14 protein-coding genes are annotated in these 17,074 nt (G+C 39.8%); 8 read left to right on the top strand and 6 right to left on the bottom strand.

What is annotated here, in order from left to right; all coding sequences use genetic code 11:
* Positions 1 to 31: 31 nt before the first annotated feature.
* Entirely contained in the window at positions 32 to 730 is a 699-nt protein-coding gene (locus VB694_RS17530; RefSeq protein ID WP_323361616.1) for a YdcF family protein, read from the bottom strand.
* A gap of 319 nt (positions 731 to 1,049) precedes the next feature.
* Here VB694_RS17530 and ctpB point away from each other — a divergent pair, with 319 nt between their 5' ends.
* From ctpB to VB694_RS17515, 3 genes are all read left to right on the top strand, one after another.
* Positions 1,050 to 2,390: a carboxyl-terminal processing protease CtpB gene (gene ctpB, locus VB694_RS17525; RefSeq protein WP_323361615.1), complete on the top strand. Its 1,341-nt coding sequence runs from the start codon at positions 1,050 to 1,052 to the stop codon at positions 2,388 to 2,390.
* Positions 2,391 to 2,542: 152 nt separating this feature from the next.
* The gene (locus VB694_RS17520; RefSeq protein WP_323361614.1) at positions 2,543 to 3,511 is read left to right on the top strand and encodes a glycosyltransferase; all 969 of its coding nucleotides are present in this window, start codon (positions 2,543 to 2,545) and stop codon (positions 3,509 to 3,511) included.
* 345 nt (positions 3,512 to 3,856) lie between these two features.
* Positions 3,857 to 4,552 carry a response regulator transcription factor gene (locus VB694_RS17515; RefSeq protein WP_323361613.1) on the top strand — a complete coding sequence of 232 codons (696 nt, stop codon included), beginning with the start codon at positions 3,857 to 3,859 and terminating at the stop codon, positions 4,550 to 4,552.
* Between the two features lie 414 nt (positions 4,553 to 4,966).
* Here VB694_RS17515 and VB694_RS17510 read toward each other — a convergent pair whose 3' ends face one another.
* Entirely contained in the window at positions 4,967 to 5,248 is a 282-nt protein-coding gene (locus tag VB694_RS17510) for an Npun_R1517 family heterocyst differentiation transcriptional regulator (RefSeq protein WP_016948939.1), read from the bottom strand.
* Between the two features lie 951 nt (positions 5,249 to 6,199).
* Between VB694_RS17510 and VB694_RS17505 the strand changes: the two genes are divergently transcribed.
* From VB694_RS17505 to VB694_RS17490, 4 genes are all read left to right on the top strand, one after another.
* Complete coding sequence (locus tag VB694_RS17505) at positions 6,200 to 6,556, top strand: NAD(P)H-quinone oxidoreductase subunit M (protein WP_323361612.1); 357 nt, start codon at positions 6,200 to 6,202, stop codon at positions 6,554 to 6,556.
* Between the two features lie 273 nt (positions 6,557 to 6,829).
* The gene (locus VB694_RS17500) at positions 6,830 to 8,803 is read left to right on the top strand and encodes a protein phosphatase 2C domain-containing protein (RefSeq protein ID WP_323361611.1); all 1,974 of its coding nucleotides are present in this window, start codon (positions 6,830 to 6,832) and stop codon (positions 8,801 to 8,803) included.
* A 112-nt stretch (positions 8,804 to 8,915) separates the two neighbouring features.
* Positions 8,916 to 10,505: a CHAT domain-containing protein gene (locus tag VB694_RS17495; RefSeq protein WP_323361610.1), complete on the top strand. Its 1,590-nt coding sequence runs from the start codon at positions 8,916 to 8,918 to the stop codon at positions 10,503 to 10,505.
* 177 nt (positions 10,506 to 10,682) lie between these two features.
* Entirely contained in the window at positions 10,683 to 11,321 is a 639-nt protein-coding gene (locus tag VB694_RS17490; RefSeq protein WP_323361609.1) for a hypothetical protein, read from the top strand.
* A 273-nt stretch (positions 11,322 to 11,594) separates the two neighbouring features.
* Here the strand turns inward: VB694_RS17490 and VB694_RS17485 are convergent, their stop codons facing one another.
* Both VB694_RS17485 and VB694_RS17480 read right to left on the bottom strand, forming a co-directional pair.
* Positions 11,595 to 12,965, bottom strand: a complete 1,371-nt coding sequence (locus VB694_RS17485) for a PrsW family glutamic-type intramembrane protease (protein ID WP_323361608.1) — start codon at positions 12,963 to 12,965, stop codon at positions 11,595 to 11,597.
* A gap of 266 nt (positions 12,966 to 13,231) precedes the next feature.
* Positions 13,232 to 13,684, bottom strand: a complete 453-nt coding sequence (locus VB694_RS17480) for a nitrate reductase associated protein (RefSeq protein ID WP_323361607.1) — start codon at positions 13,682 to 13,684, stop codon at positions 13,232 to 13,234.
* Between the two features lie 646 nt (positions 13,685 to 14,330).
* On the opposite strand from VB694_RS17480, the gene VB694_RS17475 reads away from it, so the two are divergent.
* Positions 14,331 to 14,765 carry a ferritin-like domain-containing protein gene (locus VB694_RS17475; RefSeq protein WP_323361606.1) on the top strand — a complete coding sequence of 145 codons (435 nt, stop codon included), beginning with the start codon at positions 14,331 to 14,333 and terminating at the stop codon, positions 14,763 to 14,765.
* A gap of 148 nt (positions 14,766 to 14,913) precedes the next feature.
* Here VB694_RS17475 and VB694_RS17470 read toward each other — a convergent pair whose 3' ends face one another.
* Both VB694_RS17470 and VB694_RS17465 read right to left on the bottom strand, forming a co-directional pair.
* Positions 14,914 to 15,516, bottom strand: coding sequence for a molybdenum cofactor guanylyltransferase (locus tag VB694_RS17470; RefSeq protein ID WP_323361605.1), 603 nt, complete (start codon positions 15,514 to 15,516; stop codon positions 14,914 to 14,916).
* A 23-nt stretch (positions 15,517 to 15,539) separates the two neighbouring features.
* A complete protein-coding gene (locus tag VB694_RS17465) occupies positions 15,540 to 16,952 on the bottom strand; it encodes a collagen-like protein (RefSeq protein ID WP_323361604.1) in 1,413 nt (470 codons plus the stop codon).
* Positions 16,953 to 17,074 lie beyond the last annotated feature (122 nt).

The following is a 17,074-nucleotide window of genomic DNA, read 5'->3' as shown; positions in this document are numbered from 1 at the left end:
TTATTGTATGTTTGAGGCAGTATTTTGACTTTTAATTTTTAATTCCTCCCTGATGTTCACAGTGAAAACCACGTTGTTTCCAAACTTCTATATCTACATCAACCAGTCTTGTTATATTTGAGCATTGGGGTTGAATAACTTGACTGAAAACCGCCCAAAATAGGCTACGGATGACATCTAATCCAGTTTTGATCAAAAATTCCCGATTACCAGGAATACCCTTTTCCTGAACAATATCAGACTCTACCCATATTCCATGAGCGCCTAAAAGAATTTGTGCCATCAATTTGGCTCGAAAGACATGAGTTCCAGAAGTAATTAATCTTACCTTACGGACTCCCCAACGCTGCAAAATTGGTATCCCGTAATAAAAATTTTCAAACGTAGAATGAGCGCAATTTTCTAACCAAACCCTTTGTAACTCTGCTGTTTCTCGCTGAAAAATGAGTAAAATACAGGGTGCTGGAGAACCTTGAGAAATGAGAATAGGAGTTTGGGGAGATTGTTTTGCTAGTTGAGCAACATAAATTTCCCTGCGAATACTACCCCCAAGCACAAAAAAGGCATCTACCGACTGTGAAGAGGCAGAAACTAGGGTTATAGTGGTGAAAGTCAACCAACTTAGCAGGATCAAACACAAACCAAAAACAATATTTTGTAACAGTCGCCACAATTGCCTCAATCTACCCTGACTAGAAATTGATGATTTGATCATGAATTTGTGCTTCATAAGATAGAAAATTAAAGCTTTATTGTTTACTATTGAAAAATCCTGCCATCAAGTCAACAAAATGTTATCTTAGGAAAAGGATTGAGGATGTAAAGAAGATACAGTGACAAGAGTCACACTACTGCTGTGGTTGTTCTTACAGTAAAATCACTTTCATGCAGACGATAACTATTAATAAAAAGACGGTAATTTCCACATCATTTACAAAGGAAAAAAATGATGGATTAAGCATAGCTGATAAGTAGAGTATAAAAACTTAAAAATCTCAGAAAAACCTGATTGCTAAACTGTCAACAATACAATTATTCCATCTGTATACATGAATCAATCTGCGAAACGTCACTCACCGCTCCAAGCAGCCTTGATTGGTGGAGCGATCGCTACAACTGCTACTATATCTGTCCTTGGTCAAGCTTGGACAAGGTATGTTCATGCCGCTTTACAAGATAGTCCAAAAGCATTAGTTGACCAAGTATGGCAACTGGTGAATCGTGAATATGTTGATGGAAAATTTAATCAACAAGATTGGCAAGCAATTAGGCAAAGCCTATTAAGCAAAGACTACACTTCCAATGAACAAGCTTATGTAGCCATTCGCCAGGCATTGCAAAGATTGGGTGATCCCTACACGCGGTTCATGGACCCCAAACAATTTGAAACCCTAACCAGCCAAACATCTGGAGAAGTTTCAGGAATTGGCATTCGTATGGAAATCAACGAAAAAACCAAGCGATTGACAGTTGTTGAACCTATAGAAAACTCTCCAGCCCAGAAAGCAGGTATTAAAACAGGGGATGAAATTTTAGCAATTAATGGTAAATCCACTATAAAAATGCAAGTGGATGAAGCATCTAAATTGATTCGTGGTAAAGCAGGTACTGGGATCACCTTAAAACTGACAAGACCAGGAAAAAATGAGTTTGATGTCAAGCTGACAAGGGCAAATATCGAAGTTCCTACAGTGCGTTATACCCTCAAGCAAGACGGTGGCCGTCGGATTGGCTATATTCAGTTAAGGGAGTTTAGTGGCCACGCCGCTGATCAAATGCGTCGAGCGATTCGTGACTTGAACAATCAAAAAGTCGATTCCTATGTATTAGATTTACGAGGCAACCCTGGCGGTTTGTTGCAAGCAAGCATTGAAATAGCGCGGATGTGGCTAGATAATGGCGGCATTGTCAAGACGGTAGATCGTGTGGGAGGTAGTGAAGAAACCAAAGCCAATCGCACAGCCTTGACAAATCGACCCCTAGCCGTGCTTGTAGATGGTAATTCCGCTAGTGCTAGTGAGATTCTCACCGGCGCACTCAAAGATAATAACCGGGCGGTAGTTGTAGGTAGTCAAACCTTTGGTAAAGCCTTAGTGCAGTCAGTCCATGAACTTACTGATGGTTCTGGGTTAGCAGTAACTATTGCCCACTACTACACCCCCAAAGGCACGGATATCAACAAGAAGGGCATTATACCTGATATTCAGCTAGATTTGACGGAAGCACAAGAGCTTCAGTTGGCAGCTAATCCGAATTTAATCGGAACTTTGAGTGATCCACAATATGCCCGTGCTATTGTTGCTCTCTCTAATACAAAATTTGCTCAACCTTCAACACCTTCTCAACTTTCCCAACCTCTGAGCATTCGCGCTGAAGATTTGAAATTTTAATTTTAAGGAGTCAGGAGGGGCTAACGGCCGTTCGCCCGTACAGGAGTCAGAAGTAAAGATTGGAAAAATAAGATCCCCGATTTCTTTAAGAAGTCGGGGATCTGCTATTATTTATCGTATAAATACTTATAAGTAAACGAGAAATCAGATGTATGAATTATCAGCCACTGGAAACCAGCACTACTCCAGATTTTGTACCCAAAGTTTCGGTAGTTATTCCTGTTTATAATGGAGAAGCAGATTTACCAGACTTGCTGAGTTGTCTATTTTCGCAAACTTATCCGCAAGAACAGGTAGAGTATTTATTAGTAGATAATAATAGCAGCGATCGCACCCTTTCCATTCTACAAACAACCGCTGAAAATTCCCCTATTACCATTCGTCTTTTAAGTGAAAATAATATTCAAAGTTCCTATGCATCTCGCAACACAGGTATTAAAGCCGCTACTGGTGAAATTATCGCCTTTACCGATGCAGATTGTCGTCCCCAACCCCAATGGTTACAGACATTAATTCAGCCTTTTATAAATTCAGAAGTTATAATTGTCGCTGGGGAAATTGTCGCACTTACAGGAAAAAGTTTATTAGAAAAATTCGCCGATAAACAAGAAACATTATCTCAAAAACATACTCTTTCTCATAAATTTTGTGCCTATGGACAAACTGCAAATTTAGCCATTCGTCGTCATATTTTCCACACTTCAGGTTTATTTCGTCCCTATCTAACCACAGGAGGAGATGCGGATATTTGTTGGCGAATTCTCAAAGCTAATCTTGGTAAATTAGAATTTGCTCCCAACGCTATTGTTCAACACCGTCACCGATTGACAATCAAAGAATTAGCTAGTCAATGGCGACGTTATGGGCGTTCTAATCGTTATTTACATGAATTGCATAATATAGAATTAACACGAGAAATGAAAACTAAAGAATATGTTTATATTCTCCTGCGTTGGTTATTAAAAGAATTCCCCAGGGAAAGTATTAAAAATATTATTGGTAAAGCTAGTTTAGTAGATTTGTTAAATACGCCTCTTGGTTTATTTACTGGTAGAGAAAGAAGTATAGGACAAAAAGAAGCGAAACTACCAGAAAATGCCAAGACAATTGAATGGTTGTAGGAATCAGTAGAGATGTTTTGGTGAAATGTCTGTACAGGATTCAGAATTTTAAAAAAAATACGACCCATTAAATCAATTAAGAAAAACATTAGAACTTACGCACAAGTTATGAAATAAACGAACCACAGAGGCACAGAGAACACAGAGGAATGAGGGTTTGAGAGATATTTTGCGTAAGTCCTGAACATTTCAGCAAATACTGAGTTTCAATATGAATAATAATTAAACGCAGATAAACACAGATAAACGCAGAAGTAAATCTCCCCAATACCCAATACCCAATCCTGACCAAATTTCGCTAAAGTTAGAAAAAGGATATCAACAGTAAATTTAAGGGAATTTTCAATGTCAGCACAACTGTTACTGGTAGATGACGAACCGGGATTACGGGAAGCCGTGAAAGAATATTTACAAGAAAGCGGCTTCAGCGTTCAAACTGCCAGTAACGCCCGTGAAGGTTGGGACTTGATGCAGCAAAATACACCTGATTTAGTGATTTCTGATATTATGATGCCCCAGGTGGATGGTTATCAGTTCCTCAAGCAGATGCGAGATGACCCCCGCTTTCAGGCATTACCAGTGGTATTTTTAACCGCTAAAGGCATGACAGGCGATCGCATTCAAGGATATCAAGCAGGTGTTGACGCTTATTTACCCAAACCATTTGATCCGGATGAATTAATAGCCATTGTGGAAAATTTGCTAATTCGTCGCACGGCTCAAGCACCAGCCATAGGAGAAGATAGTGAAAACATGGACATTGCCAAATTAGCCCATGAAATTTCCAAAATTAAAGATTTGTTAAGTCCAAGAACAGGTATTTCTCAAACTCCACCTCCATTCAAAATTGATTTGACTCCCAGAGAGCAAAGTGTATTGAACCTGGTAGCACAAGGATTGATGAACAAAGAAATTGCTCGCCGCTTGGAAACCAGCGTCCGCAACGTCGAAAAATACGTTAGCCGTTTATTTAGTAAAACAGGTACTAATAGCCGTACAGAATTAGTGCGTTTTGCTCTAGAACATGGACTAGCTCAATAGCAGTCACAAGCCAACAAAACTTTACCTCGCTCCAGAGGAGTTAGGGTGACGGCTTTCGTATTTAACATAAACAAGATTGGTAAAATGCACCTGGTTGGGTTTGCTACCCAAATATATGATGTGGGTTCTTGTAATTGAAACGAAACCCTAGTTTTTGAATTTTCCCTGAGTATAAATTTTATACAATCCTCACCCAAGCTTTTGGCAAGGGATGACCGCATTAACAGACATCCAGATTTGTTTTGGTAGTGCAACAGGTAGGGATTAATGTAGATGCTGACTTGAACTTTTAAATGATCTTCTCGATGGTAGTTGTAGAGTCAGATTATACAGTCTCACTTATGATTCAGAGCAATTTTAGTTAGGCGCAAACGTGGATAAAGCATTTGCTACTATTCAAAATTAAATCTCTAACTATTGACTGTTATCAGCAAAGTTTCTTAAGCGCATCAGTTGTCGTCTCATTTGAGGTGAGGCTTTGAACTCAGAAACCTCCTGCGCCTTCACGGACGCTTGTAATGTTTCTAAAAAGTCATCAGATCCCTCAGTGAGTGCATCTAGTAGCACCTGCAAAAGTTGTTCGCGATCGCCCAACAGACTCTTTTCCTCAATCAGACGGAATTTGAGATGTATTTCGCACTCATAAACACCTACTTCGAGATTATTGATTTGGCGCGGTAATGCTTTGGAGTTCATAGTCTTGAGGATTCCTTTACTTGGTGTTTATACAGGTGAGGAGCTAAAATATCCAGAAAAAAAATTCTTCATATTTCTTTTAAATACAAAGAAGTGCCTGAATGTAAGATTATTTCTCCATCCAATTTGCATTCCATTTCTCACTCCCCCCTATTTTTATTCCAACTTGACTTTTACTGTCTAGCTTTTGATGTTCCTGTGGTAGTTATGGCATATCTAAGTCATACACTATTATTCAGTTTTTAAGATTCCATACAATAAAGTTTCTGTAAGAACTTGTCAAACCTTTTTAAAAGTTTTTACATCAACTTTATCTAAACGTCAACAAGTGTTCAGCAGACTACGATAAACAAAGTGATTTTACTTAAATAAATTTACTGCTATTTTTCCATTGATCCAAGCTAGATATCATTGTAGGCAATTTAAGTGAAATTACTAAAGGTGTGCTTTTTTATCAAAAAATTTATAAGTGGTAAGTCAGTAAATTTAGAAACTGTAAAAATTTAATTGTGGAGAATCACATACATACTAAACTAGAGTATTTTAGCCTAAAATTGGACAAAACAGGATTGCTAGTTTTAAATGGTACTAGCTCTACTGAATTATCTCCACATCAATAGCTGGTTGCAGCAGCAATACAGCCCTCTGTCTGCTGACTTTTGTGATCAAATTCTCAATCTTGCCTCCTGACTTATGTAAAGAAATATGAAAAAGCAAAACCCTCTAGTACAGCACGGCGTAAATAAATCAACCATTCTCAATCGCTAAAAAGCTGACGACCGAATATTTTTGACTTTTGACTTTTGACTTTTGACTTCCGCGAAGCGGTACTAGGCTGGCTGGGAAAATACAACTACGCTCAAAGCTTGTAAATTAAGACAGTTAAGCTCAGACATAGCAGTTAAAATGATTGCAGTGTAATTAACCGAAATCTTAGACCTTTTTCCTTTTATGGATAACCTGATGCTGCTCAAGTCTACAACCCGTCATATTCGCATTTTTGCGGCGGAAATGGACAAAGATGAACTAGTTCCTAGCAATCATGTCTTGACCTTAGATGTTGACCCAGACAATGAATTTATCTGGAATGAAGACACGCTACAAAAAGTTTATCGTAAGTTTGATGAACTAGTAGAAGCTTCCAGTGGTGTAGACCTAACAGATTATAACCTGCGTCGGATTGGGTCAGACCTAGAGCATTTTCTGCGATCGCTTCTACAAAAAGGTGAAATTAGCTACAATCTCTCTAGCCGCGTTACCAACTACAGTATGGGACTACCCCAAGTTGCAGCTAACGCAAATCAATGAATTTAAGAGTTATTGTTGATGAGTTACAAAATTTATAACTCCATGACTCACCAACAAATTAGAGGTAGGGGAGCAGGTGAGTAGGTGAGCAGGTGAGCAGAGGAGAATAACTTTCTACCTAGTCACCAATCCCCAATCCCCAATCCCCAATCCCCAATCCCCAATCCCCAATCCCCAATCCCCAATGATGTTGAGTACAAAAACATCAGTGGACTCAATAAAAACTACCCCTGCTGTTGAATAAATTGCCAATCGCTGATCGGTGCGACAAATATGGAAAATGATGCGGCAACGCTTTACTGCCCAAATGAATATTGTCAAGCTGCCAACCCCTTGACCCACAAGTTTTGTCAGCGATGCTCCACACCCTTACCCAAGCGTTACCTGCGGGCAGTGGGAGATAGCTTGAGTCTGGGTAGTCCTGGAGAAATTTTAGCCGATCGCTATTTAATCATTGGTCAATCAATTATTGTTGATCTTAAACCTGGTTTACTACCCCAGATACCTGAATTAGATAATTTAGAGAAAATAAAAGCGTATCTAAAACTAATTCCTTATCGCTTGCACATACCACAAGTATATGGGATAGTCTATCTCAATGAGAAACAATCTCAGTCGGGAATATTACTCCTAGAGAAACCGCCTTTGTTAGCTAATAGTACAGAGACTCAGGTAAATCTGTGCAGCGAGTTAACTACAGCTTGGGGTGATGCCTCATCAATGCGGCAAATAAATTGGCTTTGGCAGATAGCTCATTTGTGGCAACCTTTTTCAACGGAAGGAGTAGGTTCTAGCTTATTAGATCCCCATTTAATCCGAGTAGAAGGGGCTTTAGTAAGATTACTAGAACTGCGTTTTGATTCCCCAACAGCCCCAAAATTGTCCGAACTAGGAGAATTTTGGCAACAACTCCTGAAAAATACCAAGCCAGCCATAGCTGAATTCCTCAAGCAAATTAGCGACGCTCTCATTGAGGGTGAAATCAACTCATCAGAACAATTAATTACGGTTTTAGATCAAGCCCTGGCAGGATTGGGGACAGCCTCTTCTGGGCGAAATTCTCCAACCCAAAGCACCACCATTAAAATTATCACCCAAACAGATACAGGTCCGAGTCGTCAACGTAACGAAGATGCCTGTTATCCACCTAGCGGTGTTCTGGTGAGCAAACCTCCCCAGCAAAACGCCTTAGCCATTGTTTGTGATGGCATTGGTGGACATGAGGGAGGCAACATAGCATCAAATTTGGCCATTGAAACCATTCAACAACAGGTGATCCAACTCACCTCAGTTCCTTATGAAAACATAGATCCCTTAATACTGCTGGGTGATTTAGAACAGTCCGTAGCAATTGTCAACGATAAAATCAGCCAACGCAACGACACTGAACAACGCCAAGGGCGGCAACGGATGGGAACTACTTTAGTCATGGCCTTGCCTATTGCCCATGAAATGTACATTACCCATATTGGTGATAGTCGTGCCTATTGGATTACGCGCCACGGTTGTTATCAAGTTACCCTGGATGATGATGTAGCTTCTCGTGAGGTACGATTGGGCTATGCAGTTTATCGGGAAGCATTACAACATAGTGGTTCTGGATCTTTAGTCCAAGCATTAGGTATGAGCAAGAGTGCCTCATTGCATCCTACTTCCCAACGATTTATTATTGACGAAGATGCTGTCTTCTTGCTGACTTCCGATGGGTTGAGTGATTTTGATCGAATAGAAGATTGTTGGGAAACGGAAATTTTACCAATTCTCACTGGCGAGACAAATATAGAAAATGTTGCCTCTCGACTCATAGAAATCGCTAATACGAAAAATGGACATGATAACGTCACGATCGCTTTAGTACATTATCAAGTCAACTACTTGGAACCAGATATCATCCTCAAAGCAGAAATTCCTACCATTTCAGCCAGCAAAACTGTAGATTTGACACCCAGAACAACAAATGCAACAACTTTAAACAATTCCCACCAGCAAACTCAAGTCATTCCAGAAACTAAGTCGGCTCGTGCTGCAAAAATACCGCTACAGTTGCTAATTCTTTTAGTGGTGCTTTTAGCTGCTGCTTCACTGGGATTGTGGATCAAAATACAGCGAGAGCCAGAAAAGAAAACTATTGAGCCGCTAACTCCATTTGTTAGCCCACAAACAACAACAAAACCAACACCGCAAAGTGAAGAAAACCAACCAGATTTACCAACACCACCAGTGAGTTCACCAGCAGAGCCTCAGTGATTCTCATCACCATAATGGGATATGATAATTCAGGTGATGAACAAAATAAGAATTCACTTCCTAGACAAAGTTTATTTGTTTGTTGGTTTTTAGAGTTTAGTTTCCTGAATCCATGTCCTGCCTAAATGTGGCGATCGCTCGTCTGGTAAATACTGGCACTGATAACTTCGCCATTTGGGTGGTTAAAGCTCCCTATCCCAGTGGTTATGTTTTGCGTGATTGTGTTTTTTTTCCTGAACTTAGTCAAATTTGGCAAGAATGGCAGCAAATGTTTGCTGGTCATATTCCCCTGGATATTGGTTCAATTTCGACATCACCAGGAGAAAATACATTACCAATTGATTTGAGTTCAGCCCTGGTCGGTCAAACTACAAGTCCCTACAGTAGTCGTTTGATGCAATATCTGGGCATAAATTTATGGCGTTGGGTATTCGATGGCGCAATTATTGGTAGTCTGGAACGTAGTCGCGGTATGGCTATGGGTCAGAATAAACGATTGCGGTTGCGATTGGAAATTCGTGATCCTGATCTAATCGCTCTACCTTGGGAAATTATGCAGCGCGAACCCGGCCAATCGGCAATATCTCTTTCCCAAGATATTTTATTTAGTCGCACTATCAGTGAAGTTGAACCCCTGCCAAATTTGCGAACAGACCCAGCTTTAAACGTCTTGTTAGTTTTGGGGCATGATGACAACCTAGAATTAGAAAAAGAAGCTGCTATTCTGGAAAAAATTTTGTCAGAATGCAGTCCATCTGGGAAAAATTCTGTATCAGCCTGTATGGTGAAAACACTCTTGCAACCCACTCCACAACAGTTAATTCAAGAGTTAGAAACCAAGGCCTACAATGTGTTCTTTTACGCTGGTCATGGTCTGCCAGATCCCGATGGTGGTTTATTATTTTTGGGTTCAAATATGACCCTCAATGGTATAGAATTAGCCCAGGTATTAACCCGGACAGGTGTAAAATTAGGGGTGTTTAATGCCTGTTGGGGAGCGCAACCAGCAGCTATGAATCAACAGGCTATACCTGCAAGTAGTTTAGCAGAAGTCCTCATCCGTCATGGTGTACCGGCGGTATTAGCAATGCGGGATGAAATTGCTGACCAAGAAAGTCACAGTTTTATTCAAGCTTTTGCTGAAGCATTGCGATCGCGTAAACCTATTGATGAAGCAGTGGCAGTAGCTAGGCAAGAACTGTTAACAATATATAAGTTCAATCAACCAGCTTGGACATTACCAGTTCTCTACCTGCATCCAGATTTTCATGGTGATTTAATTAAAACCGTTGATGAAGGAATTACGGAACTACCAGATACAGCTATCTCTGGTATCACTGCTCCCTCACTCACGGCGGCTTTGCGATCACTTTCACCAGAAGGTAAAACTTGGTTACTGCGTTCTGGTGTCACTCGTATTGGTCGCACAAAAGACAATGATATTGTCATCCCGGAAGTTTATGTTTCCAAACGCCATGCCGAAATCCTCTGCCGGAATATTCTCACTGGTTCTCAATCAGTTCCCACTTATTATCTGCAAGATTTTTCTACCTACGGTACAACCTGGTGTTTGAGTCAAAATGGTTGGCAACAAATTCTCCGCGAAGAAGTACCTCTGACATCAGGAATGAAATTAAAGTTTGGTAGTGCTAAGGGTGAAACCTGGGAGTTCGTAATTGAAGATCCATTAGATGATAGGTGATTGGGGATTGGGAATTGGGGATTGGGGATTGGGAAGAACAATCTTACCTAACAACCAGTAATGACTAATGACTAATAACTAATGACTAAGAAATTGTTTTTTACGGAAATTTGAATCTGCCAGTTGTAGCTGTCAACAAGGTTAATCAATGAATGCTAATTAATTGTGAGGTGAAACATGATTAATAAAATTAATGAGTTAGATACTTGCCAACTTTTACCATTGATCGTCGATTTAGAGCTATTAGAAGCACTACTAAAGCCTGAAGATGCGACTTATCCATGGAATTTGGTTGATCAGGAATCAGAAGCTTATTTTAATGAACTAGAGCAGCAGTTTGAATGTGAGGATTTACTAGCAGAAGACCTGACTAGACGATCGCAAGATTTTTATCACAATCTAGACGAAATTTGGTCTCAAGTTTACCATTCTAAAACTGACCATGATGAACAGCCATCTAAAAGTATAAAAGTAGCGATACACAATGCGTTTGCTGCCTCTGTTCCTGCAAATTGGCTGAATGCGATCGCTCAAAAAGCATCAGAAATTATCAGTTTAGAACAGTCTGCCAGTGAGAAACTAGTAGAATGTGTTCAAGCCTTACTGCCAAATTGGGGAACAGACGATTTACTAGTTCTAGCCCGTCCTTTTGCATACTCCATGCGAAGTAACGAACCACAAAACTTGGCATCTATCATCAGCAATTTGGAAAATCGAGAGTGGACAGATTTATCAGAAATAGAACAGGCAAAAATCAGTTTAGCGATCGCTAATTATGCCTTCAAAGAACTCTCTAGCTTAAAAGAGGAATCTTAAATTTCTGACCCAAGAATAGGCGATGATTAAATGCAGACAGTAATTATTTTCGATTGTGACGCGGTTCTTCTGTGTCTCAAAGCCTTTTGCTGAATTTTCATTTTCTACTCATATTCGCCCCACCATAAACTACATATAGACTGATTGCAATAATTGAGTCATCTATCCTGAGACATAGAAAACTTTTAACAAGAATGGATAAAAGTAGACAGTAATCAGTAAACAGTGATCAGTACACAGTGATAACTGATAACTGATAACTGATTAACTGATTTATTTGGGTTCGAGAAAGCGAGTAGCGAAATTTTGGGATCGAGTTGGTGATAAAACCCGTGCTTTGAGAATTGCCGCCATCAAAAAGGCATAAGATAAAACACCCACAACCACCAATAGCAGAGCATTAATAGAACCTGTAGCATTCCATAAAGCATGGAGGGCGGAGGCACTTAGATAACCAACAGCGAGAATTTGCCAACCCATCAGCGGCTTGAGGACAGCTAACCCGATAAAATAACCCAAATAGCCGCTGTAAGCCATGTGTCCAGCGACAGAACCTAAAATGCGGGGAATTAGTAGCTGCAAACCCACCAGTTGTCCAGCACCTAACCCAGATTGTTGGGTAACATTTTGCGTAATTACAGGCACATATTGACCAAGAGTTTCCAGCAAAGTGAAACCTACAGCGGAAGCAGTTCCCAGGAGAATACCATCTAGTGGTTCCCAAACTCCTATTCGTTCTCGCCAAGGTGAGGACAAAGAGTTAGCCACAACATAAGCAGCTAATACTGGTAATGCCTTGAGTAATTCCTCCATTAATCCAGCGCCGAAAAACATCCGCACAAGTAATTCTGTAAAGGTAATCGAATCTTGAGATGAGGGTAAACTACCAGGCAAAATCACGCGAAAGACAAAGATAAAAAAATCTAATAAAGGACTGAGCAAAATTAGCATGGTACTCAATGCCATAGCGATGAGTACCCACCAGGGCTTCTGCTTACCGCAAAGTTGGTAAACAAAGTAGTAAGCAGCAGAGGCGATATAAGACCCGACAATGACTTGATTTGCTTGGGGATGGCCTACAGTACCGAACATCAACACTACGAAGATAACTGTTAATATTCCTGGTACAAGATAAGCTTTGCGAGTTAGATCTTTGCCAGTAGAAATAATTGGAAATAGCTGTGTGAAACTAACCGAGTCATGCTGTGATTGCAGTTGCCCATTTTTGGTAGAGGCTATCACTGTACCTTGACTGGCTGTCATCACGGTCGGTTGAGGGACAAATTCGTACTCAAAAATAAATTGCGGACCATCAGCACCCAGAGAAATGTGATCACCTTGGTGCAATTCCTGAGAACCTTGCAAAAGTTGACCATTTAAAAAAGTGCCATTGGCACTGTTTAAATCACAAATTACCCAGCTGAATCTGCTATCTGGTGATAACGAGAGAGGACGAACCACTGCATGACGACGAGACACCATCCTGTACATCATGGCATCCAAGACAACTTGGCAGATGGGGTCGCGTCCAATGACCATTTCTTGATTGGGAAGCAGTGAGTAGCGAGATTCTGACCTGGAAGCTACTTCATTACTAGACACTAGCCGCAGAAATGCTTTATGTCTTGCGTTTTTGCCTGTCATCGAGTTAGTGAGTGTGTCTAAAGAAATTCTATGGCTTACGCCAAGCTACGTTATCAAATGTTTAGGTAGTAGACTTAATTTTAGCCTTATGAACGGCAGCACCATTGATAAATACACTATAGCTTCACTAACCGATGCTTTGCTCCAATTCAAAATACAAAATGCCAAATTCACAAATAATATAGGGACGGATGTTAATTCATGGTGGTTTGACTACTGTAGAGACGTAATGGCGAAATGTCTTGACAGCAAAACATCTTTACTACCTAAATCAGATTAAACTCTGCCATGACGGTAGGAAAATTTTTGTTTTCATGTCCAGGACGACTAAGTTTAAGCAGCGCAAACCGTCGTAATGGAGTTAACTTTTCCCAATTTTGTAACGTGATAGTGACACCTATTTCTTGTGCTTTTTCCTGAAGGCTAGGTGGTACAGTAGCAGAATCCATCCACGGGGGGTGAGGTTCAATTGGTAATTTAGTAGCTGGTTTGCCTGTAAGTTCTAAAATTAATTTTTGTAAATGCTCTTGGTAAAATTGAATTTCTGTTGCTGTTGAGCAGGGTAATTCCACTAAAGTGGTGCGTTGTAATATGGTCATCTGATGCCAATCAGACAATTTCAACTTAATACCACAGGTATCTAACTTGCAACGTACCTGCATTGGTATACACCGAAGAGCGTCAACAAAATCTGCCTCAAAATTAAAATATTCTGTCATCAGATTCAAACTCCAGATATTTGAATATATATAGCAGTTCCCATGCTCGTGAGGTACAAAGTTTCTATGGCTTTGTGGTTTACCCCAACGAACTTAGGACTAAAGCTGCGTGTCACACCAAAAATCTGTTGTAGGGTGCGTCAGATATCAACAATCTGTTTATTTGCAGGATTTATGCAGTCTGACGCACCCTACCAATGTGCCAGTTGCGTAAGTCCTGGAACTATATACAGGTATTTCTACAAAGATGGTTCAGGTAAAGCCAGAAGTGGGTATTTCTACAAAGATGGTTCAGGTAAAGCCAGAAGTGCAAAAAGCCATAGATACAGCTTGAGCAGAGCTATTAAAAGTTTGACCTACTGCTATTCCACCCGCACAAGCAATGAAAACGCCTGATGATGTCAATAAGCTACTGAAAACTGTAGAGGAAAATACCCAAAAAATCCTTTCTCAAACTAGCACTAAAGCACAAAATTAAGATTTCCACACCATTGGATATAAACAACAAACAGCTTAAAATAAGTAGAAAGAGAGGAAATAGTGAAAGATTAATCATTCCCAATCATCTAGATTTACGACACATAAAAAGTGTATAACTCCTCACTAAAATCCTTTCCAACCGTAATTTTGCTCATCTTAAAAACTAATGCGAGAACTTGACCAACAAAAAACAATTGATATCCTCAATGCCATCATGGAGTTTGAACTAGCTGGGGTAGTCCGCTACACCCATTATTCATTGATGGTAACAGGACCTAACCGCATTCCAATTGTTGCGTTTTTTAAAGCTCAAGCCAGTGAATCCCTACTTCATGCCCAACAAGTAGGGGAAATTCTCACCGGTTTAGAAGGACATCCTACTCTGAGAATTGCCTCAATGGAAGAAAGTTTCAAACACACGGTCAAAAATATCTTAGAGGAAAGTTTATCCCACGAAAAGAACGCCCTAGATATGTACAAAAATCTTCTAGAAACAGTTACTGATGCCAGTATCTATCTAGAAGAATTCGCCCGTGGCATGATTGGACAAGAAGAGATGCACAATCTCGAACTGAAAAAAATGTTGCGCGATTTCAGCTAATATTCCAGGAGTCGTAGGGGCGAAGCATTCGGTGTAAGGGCGAAGCATTCGGAAAATAAACTGGGGAAAAACCGATAAATTATCGACCGAATGCTTCGCCCCTACTGGGGAAAAACCGATAAATTTCAACGCCTACCTACTTAAATCCTCAACTTATCTTAGAATTTGGAGATTTTAGTTGTGAAGATAAATCTTCTGGAGTATTACAATTAAATAACATATTTGGTTCTGATAAAGGTAAAAGTGCAACTGGATATAATTTCAGCCACTCTTGAAAGGAAAGTCCTCCTTGATTGATAAAATCTAAAAGTAGCGGTAAACAAAGACTGCGATAAAAACCACAAAGAGGTTCCCAACCTTTAGTATGTTTTACCAAACAAGCAATATTTTCTCCTTCTATATTATCCAGTTTATTTACCCAATTTTGTAACACTTTAACTTGCAAGTTTGGTAAGTCACAAGCTAACAATAATACCCATTCTGTTTTTATTTTCTCTAGTCCTTGGGCAAAACCTACTAATGGTCTTTGTGTGTTATTGGGAACTTCTGCGATAAATTCACATCCAGGTAACTGCAAATATTGATATCTTTCTGGCCAAGGTGTAACTATATATATGCTATTAGTACAACTTTTAGCAACATTATAGACTGTTTGTAATAAGGGTATTCCCTGAATGGGAATTAAGGCTTTATCCTCACCCATCCGGGAACTTTTACCACCTGCAAGAATGATTACGCTTAAAGTAGTCATAGAAACAAAAGTTAGTAGACCAATTATTTACTCTTGCGAATTGTACCTTGCCATCTCAGATTTTGTTGAGCAGAACGTTCACCTAAAGAACGAATTGCTACTACTTCAATTTCCACATTTGTTCCAGAACTAACAGCATCACTAGGCATTTTTAGCTTACCCAAAGCCAGAGTAAAACGGTTATATTCACGAGTTATTAATGTAACAGGAATATCCCCCTCATAAAAAGTTTGATAGTCGGAACTACCAGAAAACTTATCTCTTGCCCGATATTTTATTTTAAATTGAGTGTTGATTAAATCAGACTTTCCTGCTAAATCAACTAATTTTAAGTTGAGGTTTTGTCCCGCATCGGCAAACTCGGAAACTGCTAACTTAGTGACTTCTTGTTGAGGAATTACATAATTAACAGTAAACTCTGTCACTTTATCCTCAACTTTGGCACTACTATCAACCCACATATCTTCAGGAAAGGCAATTTCTATTTGTTGATTATTATTTAAACTCAGTATTACAGTCTGATTAGCAAAGTTAGCAATGGGCTGTTTTTCTTGCCAAATTAATTTCAAAGTTCCTTCTAAACGCCGCTCAAACTCTCGATATTCATCAGCAATAATAGAACCAGCAGCTAGTAAAGAAACTGCACCTTGACGCTGTAGCCATTTATTTTTAGAAAGTGTTAATTGTTCACTTCCTAGTTGAGAAATTGCTACTTTTCGAGTTGGTGTATCATTCACCAATGGTTCTTGACTATTAATAATACTTAAAGTCCCTAAGCTTCCGCGTTTACCATCCGGTCCATTACTTCCATTATTTCCATTCCTGCCGTTATAACACCGATAAACTGTATTAGTACACTTATAATTAGGACTACCAGGAGTTCCTGTACAGGTTTTTTCTTCCCAACTGCGACGATGACAGTTACAACCCGCTGTTCCTTGGCCACCACGTCCACCCCGGCCACTTTCTCCCCCAACTGCACGGACAAAAATTGTCTTTAAATCTGCTAAATTGGTGTAATAAACTGTGAGAGAACCGCCATTTCCCCCATCTCCACCTTTACCACCAACACCACCATTACCACCATTACCACCATCAGGAGCATTAATATTTTTGTTGGCATTTTTACTGAAATCTCTACCACATCTGGGACGAGAAGCATTTTCCCCATCTTCCCCATCTTCTCCATTCGTACCTGATAGGTCAAGATTAACTGGTGAACCAGCAGAAATAGTCTGGTTCTGTCCACTGCGGCCATCTCTTCCAGCACGGCCATTACTTTCTCTATCCCCGTCCTGGTTATAGCGTTGAGCTATTTTAAAGCCTCCTTGACCATTTTCAGTGGAACAAACATCAGTAGCGGCAGCGGGTAATAAGCTATTAAATAAGCAAAAAGTTAGTATAAGTGGTAGTTTCCTAGTAAAATCTTTAAACATCGGGATTACACCTAAATCTTTAGTTAATATACAATTGCTGACGCTGATTTTTGTAGGCTTGCTCCCTTCTGGTTCTTAAATATACTGAAGCAAATAAAAAAAGTGGCTCTGTACACAACAGA

The organism is Anabaena sp. UHCC 0451, from assembly GCF_034931405.1.
GTDB lineage: Bacteria > Cyanobacteriota > Cyanobacteriia > Cyanobacteriales > Nostocaceae > RDYJ01.
Note: the sequence above shows the minus strand (reverse complement) of the source record. Positions and strands in the feature narration are given on the sequence as shown.